The following is a 16,118-nucleotide window of genomic DNA, read 5'->3' as shown; positions in this document are numbered from 1 at the left end:
ATCACAGCCGATTGTGCTCCATGAGAGGGAGATCCATGACCCTGCGCCCGGTCCTGCGTGCGCGCGCACCCCTTCGGGTGAGCTTCGCCGGCGGCGGCACCGATGTCGCCCCGTTCCCGGAGCGAGAGGGCGGGGCGGTGCTCAGCGCCACCATCGGCAGCTACGCCTATGCGACCCTGCGGCCGCGATCCGACGGGCACATCACCGTCGAGTCGCACGACTACGGCACCTCGATCGGCTATGACGTCGGGACGCCGCTCGTGCTCGACGGCACGCTCGACCTGCCCAAGGCGGCGATCGCCCGGATCATGACGCGTCAGGGGGCGCTGCCCTCCGACGGCTTCGACCTCTTCCTGCACACCAATGCGCCCCCCGGATCCGGCCTGGGCAGCTCGAGCGCCGTGATGGTCGCGGTCATCGACCTCGTCGCCCGGCACTGCGGACTCGACCTCGGTCCGCACGAGATCGCCGAGCTGGCCTACCGGTTGGAGCGCGACGACCTCGCGATCCCCGGGGGGTACCAGGACCAGTACGCGGCGGCCTTCGGCGGTTTCAACTTCATGGAGTTCCGCCAGGACGGCGAGGTCGTGGTCAACCCGTTGCGCGTGCGCTCCGACACGGTCCACGAGCTCGAGCACAACATGCTGCTGGCCTACACCGGCCGGACCCGGGTCAGCGACCACATCATCGAGGACCAGGTCTCCCGCTACGAGACGGGCAACGAGGACGCCGTCGCCGGTCTGCGGGCCCAGCGTGACCTGGCGGATGCCATGCGCGTGGCGCTCCTGCGCGGCAAGGTCGACGAGCTCGGGCGCCTCCTCGGTGAGTCGTGGCGGGAGAAGCAGCGGATGTCCTCGCGGATCACCACGCCGCTGATCTCCGAGGCCGTCGACCTCGGTCTGCGGTCCGGGGCGCTCGGGGGCAAGGTCACCGGTGCCGGAGGTGGAGGGCACCTGATCTTCATCTGCGAGTTCGAGCGTCGGCACGTCGTCGCGGACGCGCTGCTCGGGCTCGGGCTGTCGGTCTCGGAGTTCACCTTCACCAAGCACGGCGTGACGACCTGGAAGGGGCAGGGATGACGATGGACGACGACACCCACGCGCAGCTGGTCACCCGACGGCTCGAGGCGGGCATCGCCGCCTGGGCGGACCTCGCGAGGCAGATCTCCTCGGCGGACTCGCGTGGCCGCGTCGACGCCGCGGGCCGGGAGGTCCTGCGCGCCCTGGGTGCCGGGAGGACCCTGCTCGTCGCGGGCAACGGCGGCAGTGCCGCCATCGCGAGCCACGTGGCGGCGGAGTTCCTCGGCAAGTGCGTCCGGGACCGGCACCCGTTGCCGTCGATCAGCCTGGCCGAGTCCCACTCCTCGCTCACGGCCATCGGCAACGACTACGGCTTCGAGCAGGTCTTCCTCCGCGGGGTCCAGGCCTTCGGCCGCCCCGGTGACGTCCTCCTCGCGATGTCGACGTCGGGGACGAGCCCCAATGTCGTGGCCGCCCTGGGCGAGGCCCGCCGGCGTGGTCTGGTGACGATCCTCATGACGGGGGCGAAGGGGGAGGGGCAGCACGAGCACGCGGACCACCTCCTCGTCGTGCCCTCGGCCGAGACCCCCCGCATCCAGGAGGTCCACATGCTGTGGGCCCACGCGTGGTGCGAGGCGGTCGACCTGAGCATGCAGGAGGAGCGCTGACCCCCCGTCCCTGGTGGTCCGGTCCGCAGGTCCTCGAGCCGGTCGGGCCGGACGCCCCCTTCGACCTCGTCCTGCTCGACCGTGACGGGACGCTCAACGAGCGCATCACGGACGGCTACGTCAGGACACCCGACGAGCTCGTGCTCCTGCCCGGTGCCGGCGAGGCCGTGGCCCGGATCAACCGGGCGGGGAGCCGCACGGTCCTGGTGACCAACCAGCGCGGGCTCGCCCGCGGGCTGCTGACCCGCGCCGACCTCGAGGCCGTGCACGCGCGCCTCGCGGACGAGCTGGCCGCGGCCGGCGCGCGGCTGGATGCGATCGTGGTCTGCCCGCACGGCCACGACGAGTGCGCGTGCCGCAAGCCGCGTGACGGGCTCTTTCGTGAGGCCCTCGCCCGGGCTCCCTGGGCGGACCCGGCGCGGTGCCTCATGATCGGCGACATGCCCTCCGACCTCGCGCCGGCCGCAGGCCTCGGGATGGGAACGGTCCGGGTCGGTGCCACGCTCGGGCTCGGCGGGGCGGTCGGCGACCGCCTGGGGCGTGGATCCCGCGATGACGGGCCGGACGAGCTGCGACGTGGCGAAGGCCACGTCCTCTAGGCTTCCGACGGACGGTGCGACCGGCGTCAAGGTGCTACTGTCCGGTAAGTTATTCCGGGCCAAGGAGGGTTCTTTCGTGCGCAAGTACCTGTTGCCGGCGATCATCATGTTCGTCGGTGCATTCATCCTCACCATGGGACTGCTCTTCCGGTTCTATGCCTACCCCCAGCTCGCGGTCGTCCCCACCGACCAGAACACCACCCAGAAGGTGCAGGACCCGGACGCCGAGTTCTTCGACGCGGACAACGTCCGGCCGGGCTCGGGGGAGCTGACCACCACCGCACGCATCATCGGCGACCCGGAGGCCTCCGCGGCGGCCTCGGAGGAGTCCGGTCAGGACATCGCGGTCTGGAACAGCGGGCAGGTCAGCGACAACAACGACGACAACTGGCCCATGGACGCCTCCACCGAGGTCTTCGTCTTCGACCGGCACACCGGTCAGGCCGTCAACTGCTGCGGCGAGTCCAAGAACGGTGAGGAGGTCAAGCGTGACGGCCTCCTGGTGAAGTTCCCCTTCGACGCGCAGAAGGTCGACAGCTACACGTGGTGGGACAGCACCGTCGGCAAGTCCTTCCCGGTGACCTACGAGGGCCAGACGGACATCCAGGGGATGACGGCCTACGAGTACTCGATGACGGTCCCGGAGACGAAGTACGCGACCCGTGAGCTGCCGGGCAGCCTCTTCGGCGGTGCCCCGACCTCCCCGGCGGTGCAGGCGGACCGCTACTACAGCAACGAGCGCACCTTCTGGGTCGACCCCGTCACCGGTGTCGTCCTCGACCGGGTCGAGGACCAGAAGCAGGAGTTCCGCCACAACGGCAAGACGGTCAACGCGCTCGAGACGACCTCGCGCTTCACCAAGGACACCGTCGACACGAACGTCGAGGAGTACAAGTCCAAGGCGTCCCTGCTCAAGATGGTCCACACGACGTTGCCCATCGTCTTCACGATCCTCGGTCTCGTGCTCCTGCTCGCCGGCATCGTCCTCTCGGTCCTCATCGGTCGTCGCAGCCGCCTCGATGCTCAGCCGGCCTACGCCGACGACGGCCGCGGAGACCCGGTCTTCGGGACCTCGGACCCCGACGAGACGACGGCGCGCCGCCGCCGCGACATCGACGGGTACTGAGCGTCCGTGACGATGCGGGTGGTGGTCACCGGTGGCGCCGGCTTCCTCGGGTCCCATCTCTGCGAGCGGCTGATCGCTCGGGGGGACGAGGTCGTGGCGCTGGACAACTTCGTCACCGGTGACCCCGCCAACGTCGCTCACCTGCGCGACCGGCCGGGGTTCGAGCTGCGCGACGTCGACGTCACCCGGGACTTCTCGCTCGAGGGCGCCGTGGACCTCGTGCTCCACTTCGCCTCGCCCGCGAGCCCGGTGGACTACCTCCAGTTGCCCATCGAGACGCTCGAGGTCGGGTCGATCGGCACGATGCGCGCCCTGTCCCTGGCCCGGGACACGGGAGCGCGCTTCGTGCTGGCCTCCACCTCCGAGGTCTACGGGGACCCGGAGGTGCACCCCCAGCCGGAGAGCTACTGGGGCAACGTCAACCCGGTCGGACCGCGGGGCGTGTACGACGAGGCCAAGCGCTTCGCCGAGGCGATGACCTTGGCCCACCGCAACACCCACGGCATCAGTACCGGGATCGTGCGCATCTTCAACACCTTCGGCCCGCGAATGCGCCCCAACGACGGCCGGGCGATCCCGAACTTCATCCGGCAGTCGCTCGCGGGCGAACCGGTGACCGTCGCCGGCGACGGGTCGCAGACCCGCTCGATCTGCTACGTCGACGACCTCGTCACGGGGATCCTGGCCCTGGCGGACAGTGACCATGCCGGCCCGGTGAACATCGGCAACCCGCACGAGATCTCGATGCAGGACCTCGCCGCGTGGATCATCCAGCTCACGGGATCGTCCTCGGTCATCGAGCACATCCCCAGGCCGGTGGACGACCCGACGGTGCGCCAGCCGGACACGACCCTCGCCGACCGGCTCCTCGGGTGGGCGCCCGAGGTCGAGATCGAGACCGCCCTGCGGCGCACGATCGAGTGGTTCCGTACCGAGACCGAGACGGCGCACTTCGCGCAGCCGCCCCTCGACGCGCGGGAGACCGCGCACATCCTCGCCGGCAGCTGACCCGGGTCAGTCCCTCGAGGGTCGGGTGGCGAGGAAGATCGCCGTGCCGGGGAAGCGTGAGCCGCGCAGCGGTGACCAGCCTCCCCAGACGGACTCGTTGTCCGCCGGCCACTCGGGCTCGTGGACGGCACGCAGGACGAGCCCGGCGTCGAGGATCTCGGCGATCCGGTGGCCCATCGTCCGGTGGTGCTCGACATAGCTCGCCCGACCCCCGACGTCCTCGACGTAGGGGGTCTCGTCGAAGTACGAGCCGGTGGCCGTCAGCCCCGTCTCGTCGGGCAGGTCGGGGAAGGCCCATCGGATCGGGTGCGACGTGGAGAAGGCGAGGAGGCCGCCCGGGCGCAGCACCCGGGCCAGCTCGGCCATGAGGCCGGCGCTGTCGGCGACGAAGGGGGTGGCCCCGTAGGCGGAGAAGACGACGTCGAAGGCCTCCGACGCGAAGGGGAGCCGCGTCGCATCCGCCTGGACCAGCGCGGGTGCCGGCCCGGAGGAGCGCCGGTCGAGACGGCCGGCCGTGCGCAGCATCTCGCGGGAGAGGTCGCTGGAGACGACGCGGGCGCCCCGGGAGGCGAACCACCGGCCGCCCTGGGCGGCGCCACCGCCGAACTCGAGGACGTCGCAGCCGGGCAGCCGTGCGGGATCGCCGAGGACCTGCAGCTCCTCCTCGGTCCATCCCTCGGGGCCCCACACGAGGTCGGCGTCGCCGAGGAACTCCCCGTGCTCGTCGAGGTAGTCCTCGGCCTCCCGGTCCCACCAGGAGCGGTTCGCGGTGACGGTCTCCTGCTGTCCGCTCTCGCGGCGTGGAAAGGCGGTGACGGCATCCGGACGGTCCTGGGTCATGCCCCGGACGGTAGCCGACGGGCGGTTTTGCCCCCTTCGCCACGCGCCATTACGATGGGACTGCACTTTGGTGTGCCCACCCGGGCACGCGGGTGCTGTGCACCCGTTCCGTTCGATCAACTGTCCACAATCGGAGTTCCTACTACATGACTGCCAGCACGGTCGACACGACCGCAGCCCCTCAGATCGCCATCAACGACATCGGCTCTGAGGAAGATCTTCTCGCCGCCATCGACGCCACGATCAAGGACTTCAACGATGGCGACATCGTCGAGGGCCACATCGTCAAGGTCGACCGCGACGAGGTGCTTCTCGACATCGGCTACAAGACCGAGGGCGTCATCCCCTCGCGCGAGCTGTCGATCAAGCACGATGTCGACCCCGCCGAGATCGTCGCCGTCGGCGACAGCGTCGAGGCCCTCGTCCTCCAGAAGGAGGACAAGGAGGGTCGACTCATCCTCTCCAAGAAGCGCGCGCAGTACGAGCGGGCCTGGGGCACCATCGAGAAGATCAAGGAAGAGGACGGCGTCGTCACCGGCACCGTCATCGAGGTCGTCAAGGGTGGTCTCATCCTCGACATCGGCCTGCGTGGCTTCCTTCCCGCCTCCCTCGTGGAGATGCGTCGCGTCCGCGACCTCCAGCCGTACGTCGGCAAGGAGATCGAGGCGAAGATCATCGAGCTCGACAAGAACCGCAACAACGTCGTCCTGTCGCGCCGTGCGTGGCTCGAGCAGACCCAGTCGGAGGTGCGCACGACCTTCCTCAAGGAGCTCCAGAAGGGCCAGGTCCGCACCGGCGTCGTCTCCTCGATCGTCAACTTCGGTGCCTTCGTGGACCTCGGTGGCGTCGACGGGCTCGTCCACGTCTCCGAGCTGTCCTGGAAGCACATCGACCACCCGTCCGAGGTCGTCGAGGTCGGCGACGACGTCACGGTCGAGGTCCTGGATGTCGACATGGACCGCGAGCGCGTCTCCCTGTCGCTCAAGGCGACGCAGGAGGACCCGTGGCAGCACTTCGCCCGGACCCACGCGATCGGTCAGGTCGTCCCGGGCAAGGTCACCAAGCTCGTTCCCTTCGGTGCCTTCGTGCGCGTCGAGGACGGCATCGAGGGCCTGGTGCACATCTCCGAGCTGGCCGAGCGGCACGTCGAGCTGCCCGAGCAGGTCGTCAACGTCGGTCAGGAGATCTTCGTCAAGGTCATCGACATCGACCTCGAGCGTCGTCGCATCTCGCTGAGCCTCAAGCAGGCCAACGAGGACGGCGCGAACATGACCGAGTTCGACCCGACGCTCTACGGGATGGCCGCCGAGTACGACGAGCAGGGGAACTACAAGTACCCCGAGGGCTTCGACTCCGAGACCAACGAGTGGCTCGAGGGCTACGAGGCGCAGCGTGAGGCCTGGGAGAAGCAGTACGCCGACGCCCACGCACGCTGGGAGGCCCACCGGGCGCAGATGGAGAAGGCTGCGGCCGACGACGCTGCTGCTGCCGAGGGCGGCGACGAGGTCACGACGACCTCGTACAGCTCCGACAGCACCCCGTCCGCCCCCGCGGCAGCCCCGAGCGGCGGTGCCGGTGCCGGTGCCGGTGCTCCGGCGCCGACGAACGAGGGCACGCTGGCCTCGGACGAGGCGCTGGCCGCGCTGCGTGAGAAGCTCACGGGCAACTGACCCGAGCACCCACGAGAGGGGGGCGTCGCACCACTGGTGCGGCGCCCCCCTTCTCGTGGTCGGTTCCCGGGTTCAGCGGTGGTGGTGCCTAGGATCGGGCTCATGTTGCATATCGGACTCACCGGTGGGATCGGCTCGGGCAAGTCGAGCGTCTCGCGCCGTCTCGCCGAGCTCGGAGCGGTCATCGTCGACGCCGATGTCCTCGCCCGTGAGGTCGTCGAGCCGGGTCAGCCGGCACTGGAGCAGATCCGCGAGCGGTTCGGGGACGCGGTCTTCGGTGCCGACGGGGCACTGGACCGGCCGGCGCTCGGGCGGGTCGTCTTCGGCGATCCCCAGGCCCTGGCGGCCCTCGAGGGGATCACGCACCCGGCGATCTGGCGGCGCACGGCGCAGACCTTCGCGGCGGCCAGGGCCTCGGGGACCCGGGTCGGGGTGCACGACATGCCCCTGCTCGTGGAGAAGGGCATGGCCGGGGAGTACCACCTCGTGGTCGTCGTCGACACCGACGAGGACACCCGGGTGCGCCGACTCGTCGAGGACCGTGGCATGCCCGAGGCGGAGGCCCGCTCCCGCATCGCCGCGCAGGCCACCGATGCGCAGCGGCGCGCGGTCGCCGACGTCCTGCTGGACAACAACGGCACCCCCGACGATCTCGTGGCGGCCGTCGACCGGGTGTGGCGCGAGCGGTTGGTGCCCTGTGCCGACCACCTCGCCGACGAGGTCCCCGCGCGGGCCCCGCAGGACCTCGTGCTCGAGGAGCCCGACCCCGAGTGGGCCGCGACGGCGGCCCGGGTCATGGCCCGGCTGCGTCACCGCCTCGAGGGTCTGGCGGTGACCGTCGACCACATCGGCTCGACTGCGGTGCCGATGTACGCCAAGCCGATCATCGACCTGCAGGTCGGCGTGGCCTCCCTCGAGGACGCCGACTCGGCGCCCTTCGTGCAGGCCGTGCGCGAGGGCGGATGGCCACGGATCGAGGCCATCACCGAGGACACCCCCAAGGGGGCGAACCGTGGACGGCAACGGTGGGCCAAGCGATACCACCTCGGGACCGACCCGGCCGTGCCCGTGCACGTGCACGTGCGCGAGGTCGGCTCCCCGGGGTGGCGGTGGGCGCTGCTCCTGCGCGACTGGCTGAGCGCCGAGCCCGGTGCACGCGCCGACTACCGGGCCGAGAAGGAGCGCCTCGCCGCCGCGGGTCTGCGGCGGGCGGAGTACGCCGCAGCCAAGGAGCCGTGGTTCGACTCGGTGCACGAGCGGGTCGAGGCCTGGGCCTGCGAGACGGGCTGGAGTCCTTCAGGGGCCCCCGGGCCGACGGGCGCCTGAGGGTGCCCTCCTACCGGGTTGCCGTCGATGTGCACGGTGTGGTTCCGGGAGTGGCCCCGGAGCGACTCCTCCCGCTCGCCGAGGAGCTGCTGGCCCGAACCCACCGGGTGGAGGACCGGTCCGTGGAGATCGTGCGCGCGCAACCGCGCATCGAGCTGCGTTTCGTCGTCGCAGCGACCCACGACGCCCGGGAGGACGCCGATGCCGAGGCCTCGGTCAGGGCGCTCGTGCACGACCTCGCGCCGACGGCCCGGCTCGGTCGCTGGACCCTGCGACGGGGACCGGGTGGACACTGGCGCACGATCCGCAGCGGCGACTCCCGGGAGGGCCTCGGCGAGCACCCCGTCGACTTCTGAGCAGGGCTGTCGCACCCGTGGCATACCGTGGTCGACATGCGCCCGGTGACCGATCTACAACGCACGGTGGCTCCCTTCGAGGTCATCTCCCCGTTCCAGCCTGCTGGCGACCAACCCACTGCCATCGCCGACCTCGCGGGACGGGTCCGGGCGGGCGAGGAGGACATCGTCCTCCTCGGCGCGACGGGTACCGGCAAGTCGGCGACGACGGCCTGGCTCATCGAGCAGGTCCAGCGACCGACGCTCGTCATGGCGCCCAACAAGACCCTGGCGGCCCAGCTGGCCAACGAGTTCCGTGACCTCCTCCCCAACAACGCGGTCGAGTACTTCGTCAGCTACTACGACTACTTCCAGCCGGAGGCCTACGTCCCGCAGTCGGACACGTACATCGAGAAGGACTCCTCGGTCAACGAGGAGGTGGAGCGGCTGCGGCACTCGGCAACCAACAGCCTGCTCACCCGACGCGACGTCATCGTCGTCGCCTCGGTCTCGTGCATCTACGGCCTGGGGACACCGCAGGAGTACATCGACCGCATGGTCACGCTCAAGGTCGGGCAGGAGATCAATCGCGACGACCTGCTGAGGCAGTTCGTCACCATGCAGTACACCCGCAACGACCTCGCCTTCACCCGGGGCACCTTCCGGGTCCGCGGCGACACCGTCGAGATCATCCCGATGTACGAGGAGCTCGCCGTGCGCATCGAGTTCTTCGGCGACGAGGTCGAGCGGATCCACACGCTGCACCCGCTGACCGGTGAGGTGGTGCGCGACGAGAGCGAGATCTACATCTTCCCCGCGACCCACTACGTCGCCGGCCCGGAGCGGATGGAGCGGGCGATCGGTGGCATCGAGACCGAGCTCGACGCCCAGCTGGCCGACCTCGAGCGGCAGGGCAAGATGCTCGAGGCCCAGCGGCTGCGCATGCGCACCACCTACGACATCGAGATGATGCGGCAGATCGGGTCCTGCGCGGGCATCGAGAACTACTCGATGCACATCGACGGCCGCGAGCCGGGGAGCGCCCCCAACTGCCTCCTGGACTACTTTCCCGAGGACTTCCTCCTCGTCATCGACGAGTCCCACCAGACGGTGCCGCAGATCGGGGCGATGTACGAGGGGGATGCCTCCCGCAAGCGGACCCTGGTGGAGCACGGCTTCCGCCTGCCGAGCGCCATGGACAACCGGCCCCTGACGTGGGAGGAGTTCCTCGAGCGCGTCGGGCAGACGGTCTACCTCTCGGCGACCCCGGGCGACTACGAGATGGCGAAGTCCGACGGCCACGTCGAGCAGGTGATCCGTCCGACCGGTCTGATCGACCCCGAGGTCATCCTCAAGCCGACCAAGGGCCAGATCGACGACCTGCTCCACGAGATCCGGGTGCGGGCCGAGCGCCACGAGCGCGTGCTCGTGACGACGCTGACGAAGAAGATGGCCGAGGACCTCACCGACTACCTCCTCGACAAGGGCGTGCGGGTGCGCTACCTGCACTCCGACATCGACACCCTGCGCCGGGTCGAGCTGTTGCGGGAGCTGCGGCTGGGGGAGTACGACGTCCTCGTCGGCATCAACCTGCTGCGGGAGGGCCTCGACCTGCCCGAGGTCTCCCTCGTGAGCATCCTCGACGCGGACAAGGAGGGCTTCCTGCGCAGTGCCCGCTCGCTGATCCAGACGATCGGCCGCGCCGCTCGCAATGTCTCCGGCCAGGTCCACATGTATGCCGACAAGGTCACCCCGTCGATGCGGGAGGCGCTCGACGAGACGCAACGACGTCGGGAGAAGCAGACCGCCTACAACCGGGAGCGTGGTCTCGACCCGCAGCCGCTGCGCAAGAAGATCGCCGACATCACCGACATGCTGCAGCGCGAGGACGCGGACACCGACGAGCTGCTCGGGTCGGGCCGCTCCCAGTCCCGCGGGAAGTCCGCCCGCGGGGGCGCCGTCGCGGAGGAGGGCACCGAGCGGGGCCGGGACCTGCCGGCGACCGAGCTCGCCCGGCTCATCCAGGAGCTCACCGACCAGATGCACCAGGCGGCCACGGACCTGCACTTCGAGCTGGCCGCCCGCCTGCGTGACGAGATCGGCGACCTGAAGAAGGAGCTGCGGCAGATGACCGCCGCGACCAGCTGAGAGCGCGCTGGGCGCACGACCGGCCCACCCGAGGGTCGGGCCGGAACGGGGCTTCGTGTGGGACGATGGCAGGCAGCGGAGGGGAGTATCCCCGAGCGATGTCTCGTCAACACGGTCGGCCCCCGGCCCGGGACATCGGCCACCTTGGTGGGAGAGACCTCCGGACGTTGACCCCTGTCCGGAAGGTTCCCGTTGTCCACGTACTCCTCACTCCAGCCGGCGATCATGAGCGGCGGCACCATGGAGGTGCCCACCTGGGCCTGGTTGCTCACGCTCGGCGTCGCCGCCATCGTGCTGATCTTCGACGTCGTCATGGTCGCGCGTCGACCGCATGTCCCCTCCACGCGTGAGGTCTCGGTCACGCTCGGTCTCTACGTCACCGCCGCGGTCCTCTTCGGCATCGGCATGTGGGTGGTGGCCGGCGGGGAACGCGGCACCGAGTTCTTCGCCGGGTGGTTGACCGAGTACTCGCTCTCGGTCGACAACCTCTTCATCTTCATCATCATCATGGCGAAGTTCGGCGTACCGCAGCGCTTCCAGCAGATCGCCCTGCTGTGGGGCATCATCATCGCCATCGTGCTGCGGACGATCTTCATCTTCGTCGGCGCCGCAGCGATCAACCAGTTCTCCTGGGTCTTCTACGTCTTCGGGGCCTTCCTCCTCTACACCGCGGTCAAGCTCGCCACGGAGAGCCATGACGACGGGGGTGACGATTGGGAGCCCAATGCCGTCATCACGTGGTTCCAGAAGGCCGTGCCGAGCACGACGGAGTGGACCTCACGCCTCTTCACGAAGGAGAACGGCAAGCGGGTGGCCACCCCGCTCTTCATCGTGGTCATCGCCCTGGGCATGACCGACCTGCTCTTCGCGCTCGACTCGATCCCGGCGATCTACGGCCTGACCAAGGAGCCGTACATCGTGCTCACGGCCAACCTCTTCGCGCTCATGGGTCTGCGGCAGCTGTACTTCCTCATCGGTGGCCTGCTGAAGAAGCTCGTCTACATGAGCATCGGTCTCTCGGTGCTCCTCGCCTTCATCGGCGTGAAGCTCATCCTGCACGCGCTCCACGAGAACGAGCTGCCCTTCATCAACGGTGGCGAGCACGTGGGGGTCCCGGACATCCCGATCGCGATCTCGCTCGGCGCGATCGTCGTCATCCTCGGTGTCACCACGGTCGCCAGCCTGTGGAAGACGCGCAACGACGAGAGGGACCAGGTCCGCTCGGGCGACTCGGCGGACTGAGGCCACGGAGCGAAGGGGGTCGGTCGCCCGGACGGTGACCGACCCCCTTCGTCGTGCCCGGTCAGTCCGTGGGCTGCGGCGGTGCCCGCCGCGCACCGAGACCGAGGACGAGGACGCTGGCGAGCACGACGAGCGCCATCCCGAGGAGTTGGACCGGTGACAGGCGTTGCCCCAGCACGAGGAGGCCGGCGATCGCCGCGACCGCCGGCTCGAGGCTGAGCAGGATGCCGAAGACCGCAGGGGCGAGACGTCGCAGGGCGAAGAGCTCGAGGGAGTAGGGCAGCACCGAGGAGAGCACGGCGATCCCGAGACCCTTGAGGAGCACCTCCCCGTCCCAGGCCCCCGTCCCGTGGCGGGCGACGTCCCACAGGCCGAAGGGAAGGATGACCACGGTGGCGACGACCATGGCCAGGGCCAGACCCTCGAGCTGCGGGAAGGCCGCTCCGGTGCGCCCGGAGAAGACGATGTACCCCGCCCAGCACGCTCCGGCGGTCAGGGCGAGCAGGATGCCCGTGCCCTCGAGCTCGTCGAGGGGGACGCTCAGGGCACGGGAGATGAGGAGCACGCCGATACCGGCGGCTCCGACGGCGACCAGGTCCCGAGGCCGTCTGGACAGGACCGCAGCAAGGGTGAGGGGGCCGACGAACTCGATGGTCACGGCCACACCGATGGGCAGGTGGCCGAGCGAGCCGTAGAAGGCGAAGTTCATCAGCCCGAGCGCCAGGCCGAAGCATCCGACGGTGACGAGGTCACGGCGGCTGTGCCCCCTCCAGCGGGGGCGGGCGATGGCGACGAGCAGCGCGGTGGCGAAGCCCAGCCGCAGCATGACCGAACCGGCTGCCCCGATCTGGGGGACGAGGGTCGCGGCGAGGGCGCCCCCGAACTGCACAGAGACGACGCCGGCCAGCACGAGGACGGGGGCTGGGACGGCATCGACACGGCTCACGGCGTCACCCTAGGCTCTCCCGGGTGTCCACGTATCTCTCCTTCCTGGTGCTGGTCCTCGTGATCACCATCGCCCCCGGCCCCGACACCGCCCTCACGCTGCGTGCCTCGCTCGTGCGCGGACGCTCCAACGGGCTGCTGACCATGGCCGGGGTCAGTGCCGCCGGCGCGGTCCAGGGCCTGCTCGCCGCTGGTGGCCTCGGGGCGATCATCGTCGCGAGCGAGCCGCTCTTCCTCGCCGTGAAGTGGGTGGGCGCGGCGTACCTGCTCTTCCTCGGATCCCAGGCCCTGTGGGCGGCCTGGAAGGGGGACTTCACGCGCGACCCCGAGGCGGAGTCGATCGCCCCCACTCGAGCGCGAGGGACCCGACGACGCACGGTCCTGCAGGGCTTCTTGTGCAACATCACCAACCCCAAGGTCCTCGCCTTCAACCTGGCCGTGCTGCCCCAGTTCGTCGGGGGACAGGCCGGGCTGCCCCTCCTGGCGCTGTACGCACTCAGCCTCGTGGCCATCGGCTCGGTGTGGCTCACCGGGATCGTCCTGCTCGCCGATCGGGCCCGCGGGGCACTGACGGCCCCGCGGGCCCGGCGCCGCATCGAGGGGACCATGGGCGTGGTGATGATCGGCTTCAGCGCGACGGTCGCCTCGACGCACTGACGCGGCTCACCACCCGCGCTCGCGCCACTCCTGCAGGTGCGGACGCTCGGCGCCCACCGTCGTGTCCGAGCCGTGGCCCGGGTAGACCCAGGTGTCGTCGCCGTAGACGTCGAAGACCCGCGCGGTGACGTCCGCGTAGAGCGACTCGAAGCTCTGGCCGGGGTTCGCGGTGTTGCCGAGCCCGCCGGGGAAGAGGCTGTCGCCGGTGAAGAGGTGCACGTGCCCGTGCGGGTCATCGTAGGCGAGTGCCACCGATCCGGGGGTGTGGCCGCGCAGGTGCACGACGTCGAGGCTGATCTCACCGAACGTCACCGTGTCGAGGTGACGCAGCCGGTGGTCCGGGCGCTGCGGCAGGGCCGGGGCGTCGTCCTCCCCCGCGTAGGTCTCCGGCGAGTACATCCTGCAGACCTCGACGAGGGCCCGGACGTGGTCCCAGTGCTGGTGCGTCGTCACGAGGTGCTCCAGCCCCGAACCTCCCGCGGCGACGAGCTCCCCGAGGCGTTCCGGCTCGTCCGCCGCGTCGATGAGCAGCTGGGTTCCGCTCGCGCGGCAGGTGAGCAGGTAGACGTTGTTGTGCATCTCGGACACGGCCAGCTTGCGGATCGTCAGCGCGTCGAGCTCCCGGGTGGACCAGGGTCCACCGGGCGTGACCTCGGGGGTGTACGTGTCGGTCATGCTGGTTCTCCTTCGCTGGTGGTGGCGACCTGTGTCTCGGCATCCTGCAGGGCATACGCAGCGCCGATGAGGGTGAGGTGGCTGAAGGCCTGGGGGAAGTTGCCCGCCTGCCGACCGCCCTCGACGTCGTACTCCTCGGCGATGAGGCCGACATCGTTGAGCAGGCCGATGAGACGGCGCATCAGGGCGTGGCCCTTGTCGAGCTGGCCGGTGAGGGCGTAGGCGCTGACCAGCCACCACGAGCACGCGAGGAAGGGGTGCTCGGCCCCCTCGAGTCCGTCGACGCCGCTCTCGGTGCGGTAGCGCAGCAGGAAGCCGCTGTGCATGAGGTCCTTCTCGACGGCGGCAACGGTGCCCAGGATCCGCGGGTCGTCCGGGGGCAGGAAGCCGATCATCGGGAGGACGAGCAGGGAGGCATCGACCTCGTCGGTGTCGTAGTGCTGGGTGAAGCTCTGCTTGGCCTCGTTCCAGCCCCGGTCGAGGATGTCCTCGCGCACCCTGTCACGCAGCTCCCGCCAGAGCGTGGCGTCGCCCTCGTACCCGTGCACCTCGACGGCGCGGATCGCGCGGTCGAAGGCGGCCCAGACCATGACCCTCGAGTGGGTGAAGTGCCGCTTCGGACCGCGGATCTCCCACAGCCCGTGATCGGGCTGGTCCCAGTGATCGGCGAGGTTGTTCACGAGCGAACGCTGGATCGCCCACGACTGATCGGACTCGACCAGCCCCCGGACGCGCGCGTCCTCGAGGGCGATCATCACCTCGCCGAGGACGTCCGTCTGCTGCTGGTCGACCGCGCCGTTGCCGATGCGCACCGGTCGGGAGCCGGCGTACCCGGGCAGGTGGTCGAGCTCGCGCTCGGGCAGCTCACGCCCGCCGTCGACGGCGTACATGATCTGCATGTCCTCCGGGTCGCCCGCGATGGCTCGCACGAGCCAGTCCCGCCAGAGCTTCGCCGGGCCGACATAGCCCGACTTCAGCAGCGACTCCAGGGTGAGGGAGGCGTCGCGCAGCCAGCAGTACCGGTAGTCCCAGTTGCGCACTCCGCCGAAGTCCTCCGGCAGGCTCGTCGTCGGGGCCGCAACGATCCCTCCGCGTCGGGAGTCGGTGAGCATCCGCAGGGTGAGCTGCGAGCGGATGACCGCCTCCCGGTACGGCCCCACGTAGGTGCACCGGTTGGCCCACTCGGTGGTGCGTTGCTGCGTGGCCTCGATCCGCGAGGAGATGTCCAGCGGTGGTGGGATCGTCTTGTACGACGCGAACCACGTCGTGGAGAAGTTGTAGTGCTCACCCGCCCGGACGGTCCACTGGTCGTGGTGGTGACCGTCGACGGCCGTCGGGAGCCGGCTGCCGCGCAGGACGAGCATGTCATTGCCGGCGATGGCCGTGATGACCTCGTCGTCCAGCTCGTGGCCGGGGGAGTGGGCCACCCAGGGGCGAATGCGCCCGTAACCGAAGCGCACGATCCACTCGTGTTCCATCTCCACCTCGCCCTCGAGGCCCTCGACGACCCGCACGAGATCGGCCCGGGCGTCACCGAGTGGCATGAGATCGGTCACCTTGACCGTCCCGGTCGCCGTGGTGTGGATCGTCTCGAGGATGAAGGAGTCACCCCGGTAGGAGCGCGTCGTCGTCGCCTCGTCAGCCGGGCCGATCAACCAGCGGCCGTGCTCCGGAGTCCCCAGCAGTGCCGTGAAGCACGAGGAGGAGTCGAACCGCGGCAGGCACAGCCAGTCCACCGATCCTGCCCGGGAGACGAGGGCGACGGTCTCGGTGTCGCCGATGGCGGCGTAGTCCTCGATGGGGGTGCTCATTGGGGACAGGCTAGGCGGTCGGGGGTCCGACGACCGAGAGGCGGGGGTG

General features: G+C 69.9%; 15 protein-coding genes. 11 read left to right on the top strand and 4 right to left on the bottom strand.

The genetic code is table 11. The features are described 5' to 3' along the window. The first annotated feature begins 35 nt into the window (after positions 1 to 35). From ACR9E9_RS11650 to ACR9E9_RS11630, 5 genes are all read left to right on the top strand, one after another. Positions 36 to 1,079 carry a GHMP family kinase ATP-binding protein gene (locus ACR9E9_RS11650; RefSeq protein ID WP_435198652.1) on the top strand — a complete coding sequence of 348 codons (1,044 nt, stop codon included), beginning with the start codon at positions 36 to 38 and terminating at the stop codon, positions 1,077 to 1,079. Then, entirely contained in the window at positions 1,076 to 1,687 is a 612-nt protein-coding gene (locus ACR9E9_RS11645; protein ID WP_435198651.1) for a D-sedoheptulose-7-phosphate isomerase, read from the top strand. Before ACR9E9_RS11650 ends, ACR9E9_RS11645 begins: the two co-directional genes overlap by 4 nt. Then, positions 1,645 to 2,286, top strand: coding sequence for a D-glycero-alpha-D-manno-heptose-1,7-bisphosphate 7-phosphatase (locus ACR9E9_RS11640; protein ID WP_435198650.1), 642 nt, complete (start codon positions 1,645 to 1,647; stop codon positions 2,284 to 2,286). Before ACR9E9_RS11645 ends, ACR9E9_RS11640 begins: the two co-directional genes overlap by 43 nt. Before the next feature lie 76 nt (positions 2,287 to 2,362). Further along, complete coding sequence (locus tag ACR9E9_RS11635; RefSeq protein WP_435198649.1) at positions 2,363 to 3,412, top strand: DUF3068 domain-containing protein; 1,050 nt, start codon at positions 2,363 to 2,365, stop codon at positions 3,410 to 3,412. A 12-nt stretch (positions 3,413 to 3,424) separates the two neighbouring features. After that, positions 3,425 to 4,420: a UDP-glucuronic acid decarboxylase family protein gene (locus ACR9E9_RS11630; RefSeq protein WP_435203637.1), complete on the top strand. Its 996-nt coding sequence runs from the start codon at positions 3,425 to 3,427 to the stop codon at positions 4,418 to 4,420. A 6-nt stretch (positions 4,421 to 4,426) separates the two neighbouring features. On the opposite strand, the gene ACR9E9_RS11625 is transcribed toward ACR9E9_RS11630, so the two are convergent. Continuing rightward, entirely contained in the window at positions 4,427 to 5,260 is an 834-nt protein-coding gene (locus ACR9E9_RS11625; RefSeq protein WP_435198648.1) for a class I SAM-dependent methyltransferase, read from the bottom strand. Positions 5,261 to 5,406: 146 nt separating this feature from the next. Here ACR9E9_RS11625 and rpsA point away from each other — a divergent pair, with 146 nt between their 5' ends. The 5 genes from rpsA (at position 5,407) to ACR9E9_RS11600 (ending at position 11,981) form a co-directional block, all read left to right on the top strand. Beyond that, positions 5,407 to 6,930, top strand: coding sequence for a 30S ribosomal protein S1 (rpsA, locus tag ACR9E9_RS11620; RefSeq protein WP_435198647.1), 1,524 nt, complete (start codon positions 5,407 to 5,409; stop codon positions 6,928 to 6,930). A 102-nt stretch (positions 6,931 to 7,032) separates the two neighbouring features. After that, positions 7,033 to 8,256, top strand: a complete 1,224-nt coding sequence (gene coaE / locus ACR9E9_RS11615; protein WP_435198646.1) for a dephospho-CoA kinase — start codon at positions 7,033 to 7,035, stop codon at positions 8,254 to 8,256. Positions 8,257 to 8,306: 50 nt separating this feature from the next. Continuing rightward, on the top strand, positions 8,307 to 8,612 hold the full coding sequence (locus ACR9E9_RS11610; RefSeq protein WP_435198645.1) for a hypothetical protein: 306 nt from the start codon (positions 8,307 to 8,309) through the stop codon (positions 8,610 to 8,612). Positions 8,613 to 8,648: 36 nt separating this feature from the next. Then, complete coding sequence (gene uvrB / locus ACR9E9_RS11605) at positions 8,649 to 10,739, top strand: excinuclease ABC subunit UvrB (protein WP_435198644.1); 2,091 nt, start codon at positions 8,649 to 8,651, stop codon at positions 10,737 to 10,739. A gap of 240 nt (positions 10,740 to 10,979) precedes the next feature. After that, entirely contained in the window at positions 10,980 to 11,981 is a 1,002-nt protein-coding gene (locus tag ACR9E9_RS11600) for a TerC family protein (protein WP_435203635.1), read from the top strand. A gap of 61 nt (positions 11,982 to 12,042) precedes the next feature. Here the strand turns inward: ACR9E9_RS11600 and ACR9E9_RS11595 are convergent, their stop codons facing one another. Beyond that, positions 12,043 to 12,927 carry an EamA family transporter gene (locus ACR9E9_RS11595; RefSeq protein ID WP_435198643.1) on the bottom strand — a complete coding sequence of 295 codons (885 nt, stop codon included), beginning with the start codon at positions 12,925 to 12,927 and terminating at the stop codon, positions 12,043 to 12,045. 23 nt (positions 12,928 to 12,950) lie between these two features. Between ACR9E9_RS11595 and ACR9E9_RS11590 the strand changes: the two genes are divergently transcribed. After that, positions 12,951 to 13,583: a LysE family translocator gene (locus ACR9E9_RS11590; RefSeq protein ID WP_435198642.1), complete on the top strand. Its 633-nt coding sequence runs from the start codon at positions 12,951 to 12,953 to the stop codon at positions 13,581 to 13,583. A 6-nt stretch (positions 13,584 to 13,589) separates the two neighbouring features. Here ACR9E9_RS11590 and ACR9E9_RS11585 read toward each other — a convergent pair whose 3' ends face one another. Then, positions 13,590 to 14,258 (bottom strand): MBL fold metallo-hydrolase, encoded by a 669-nt coding sequence (locus ACR9E9_RS11585; protein ID WP_435198641.1) that lies wholly within the window; start codon positions 14,256 to 14,258, stop codon positions 13,590 to 13,592. Further along, entirely contained in the window at positions 14,255 to 16,069 is a 1,815-nt protein-coding gene (locus ACR9E9_RS11580; RefSeq protein ID WP_435198640.1) for a glycoside hydrolase family 15 protein, read from the bottom strand. Before ACR9E9_RS11580 ends, ACR9E9_RS11585 begins: the two co-directional genes overlap by 4 nt. Positions 16,070 to 16,118: the final 49 nt, after the last annotated feature.

Source organism: Janibacter sp. GS2, assembly GCF_051200835.1.
Lineage (GTDB): Bacteria > Actinomycetota > Actinomycetes > Actinomycetales > Dermatophilaceae > Janibacter.
The sequence above is the reverse complement of the archived record's forward strand: the minus strand, read 5'-3'. Positions and strand labels throughout refer to the sequence as shown.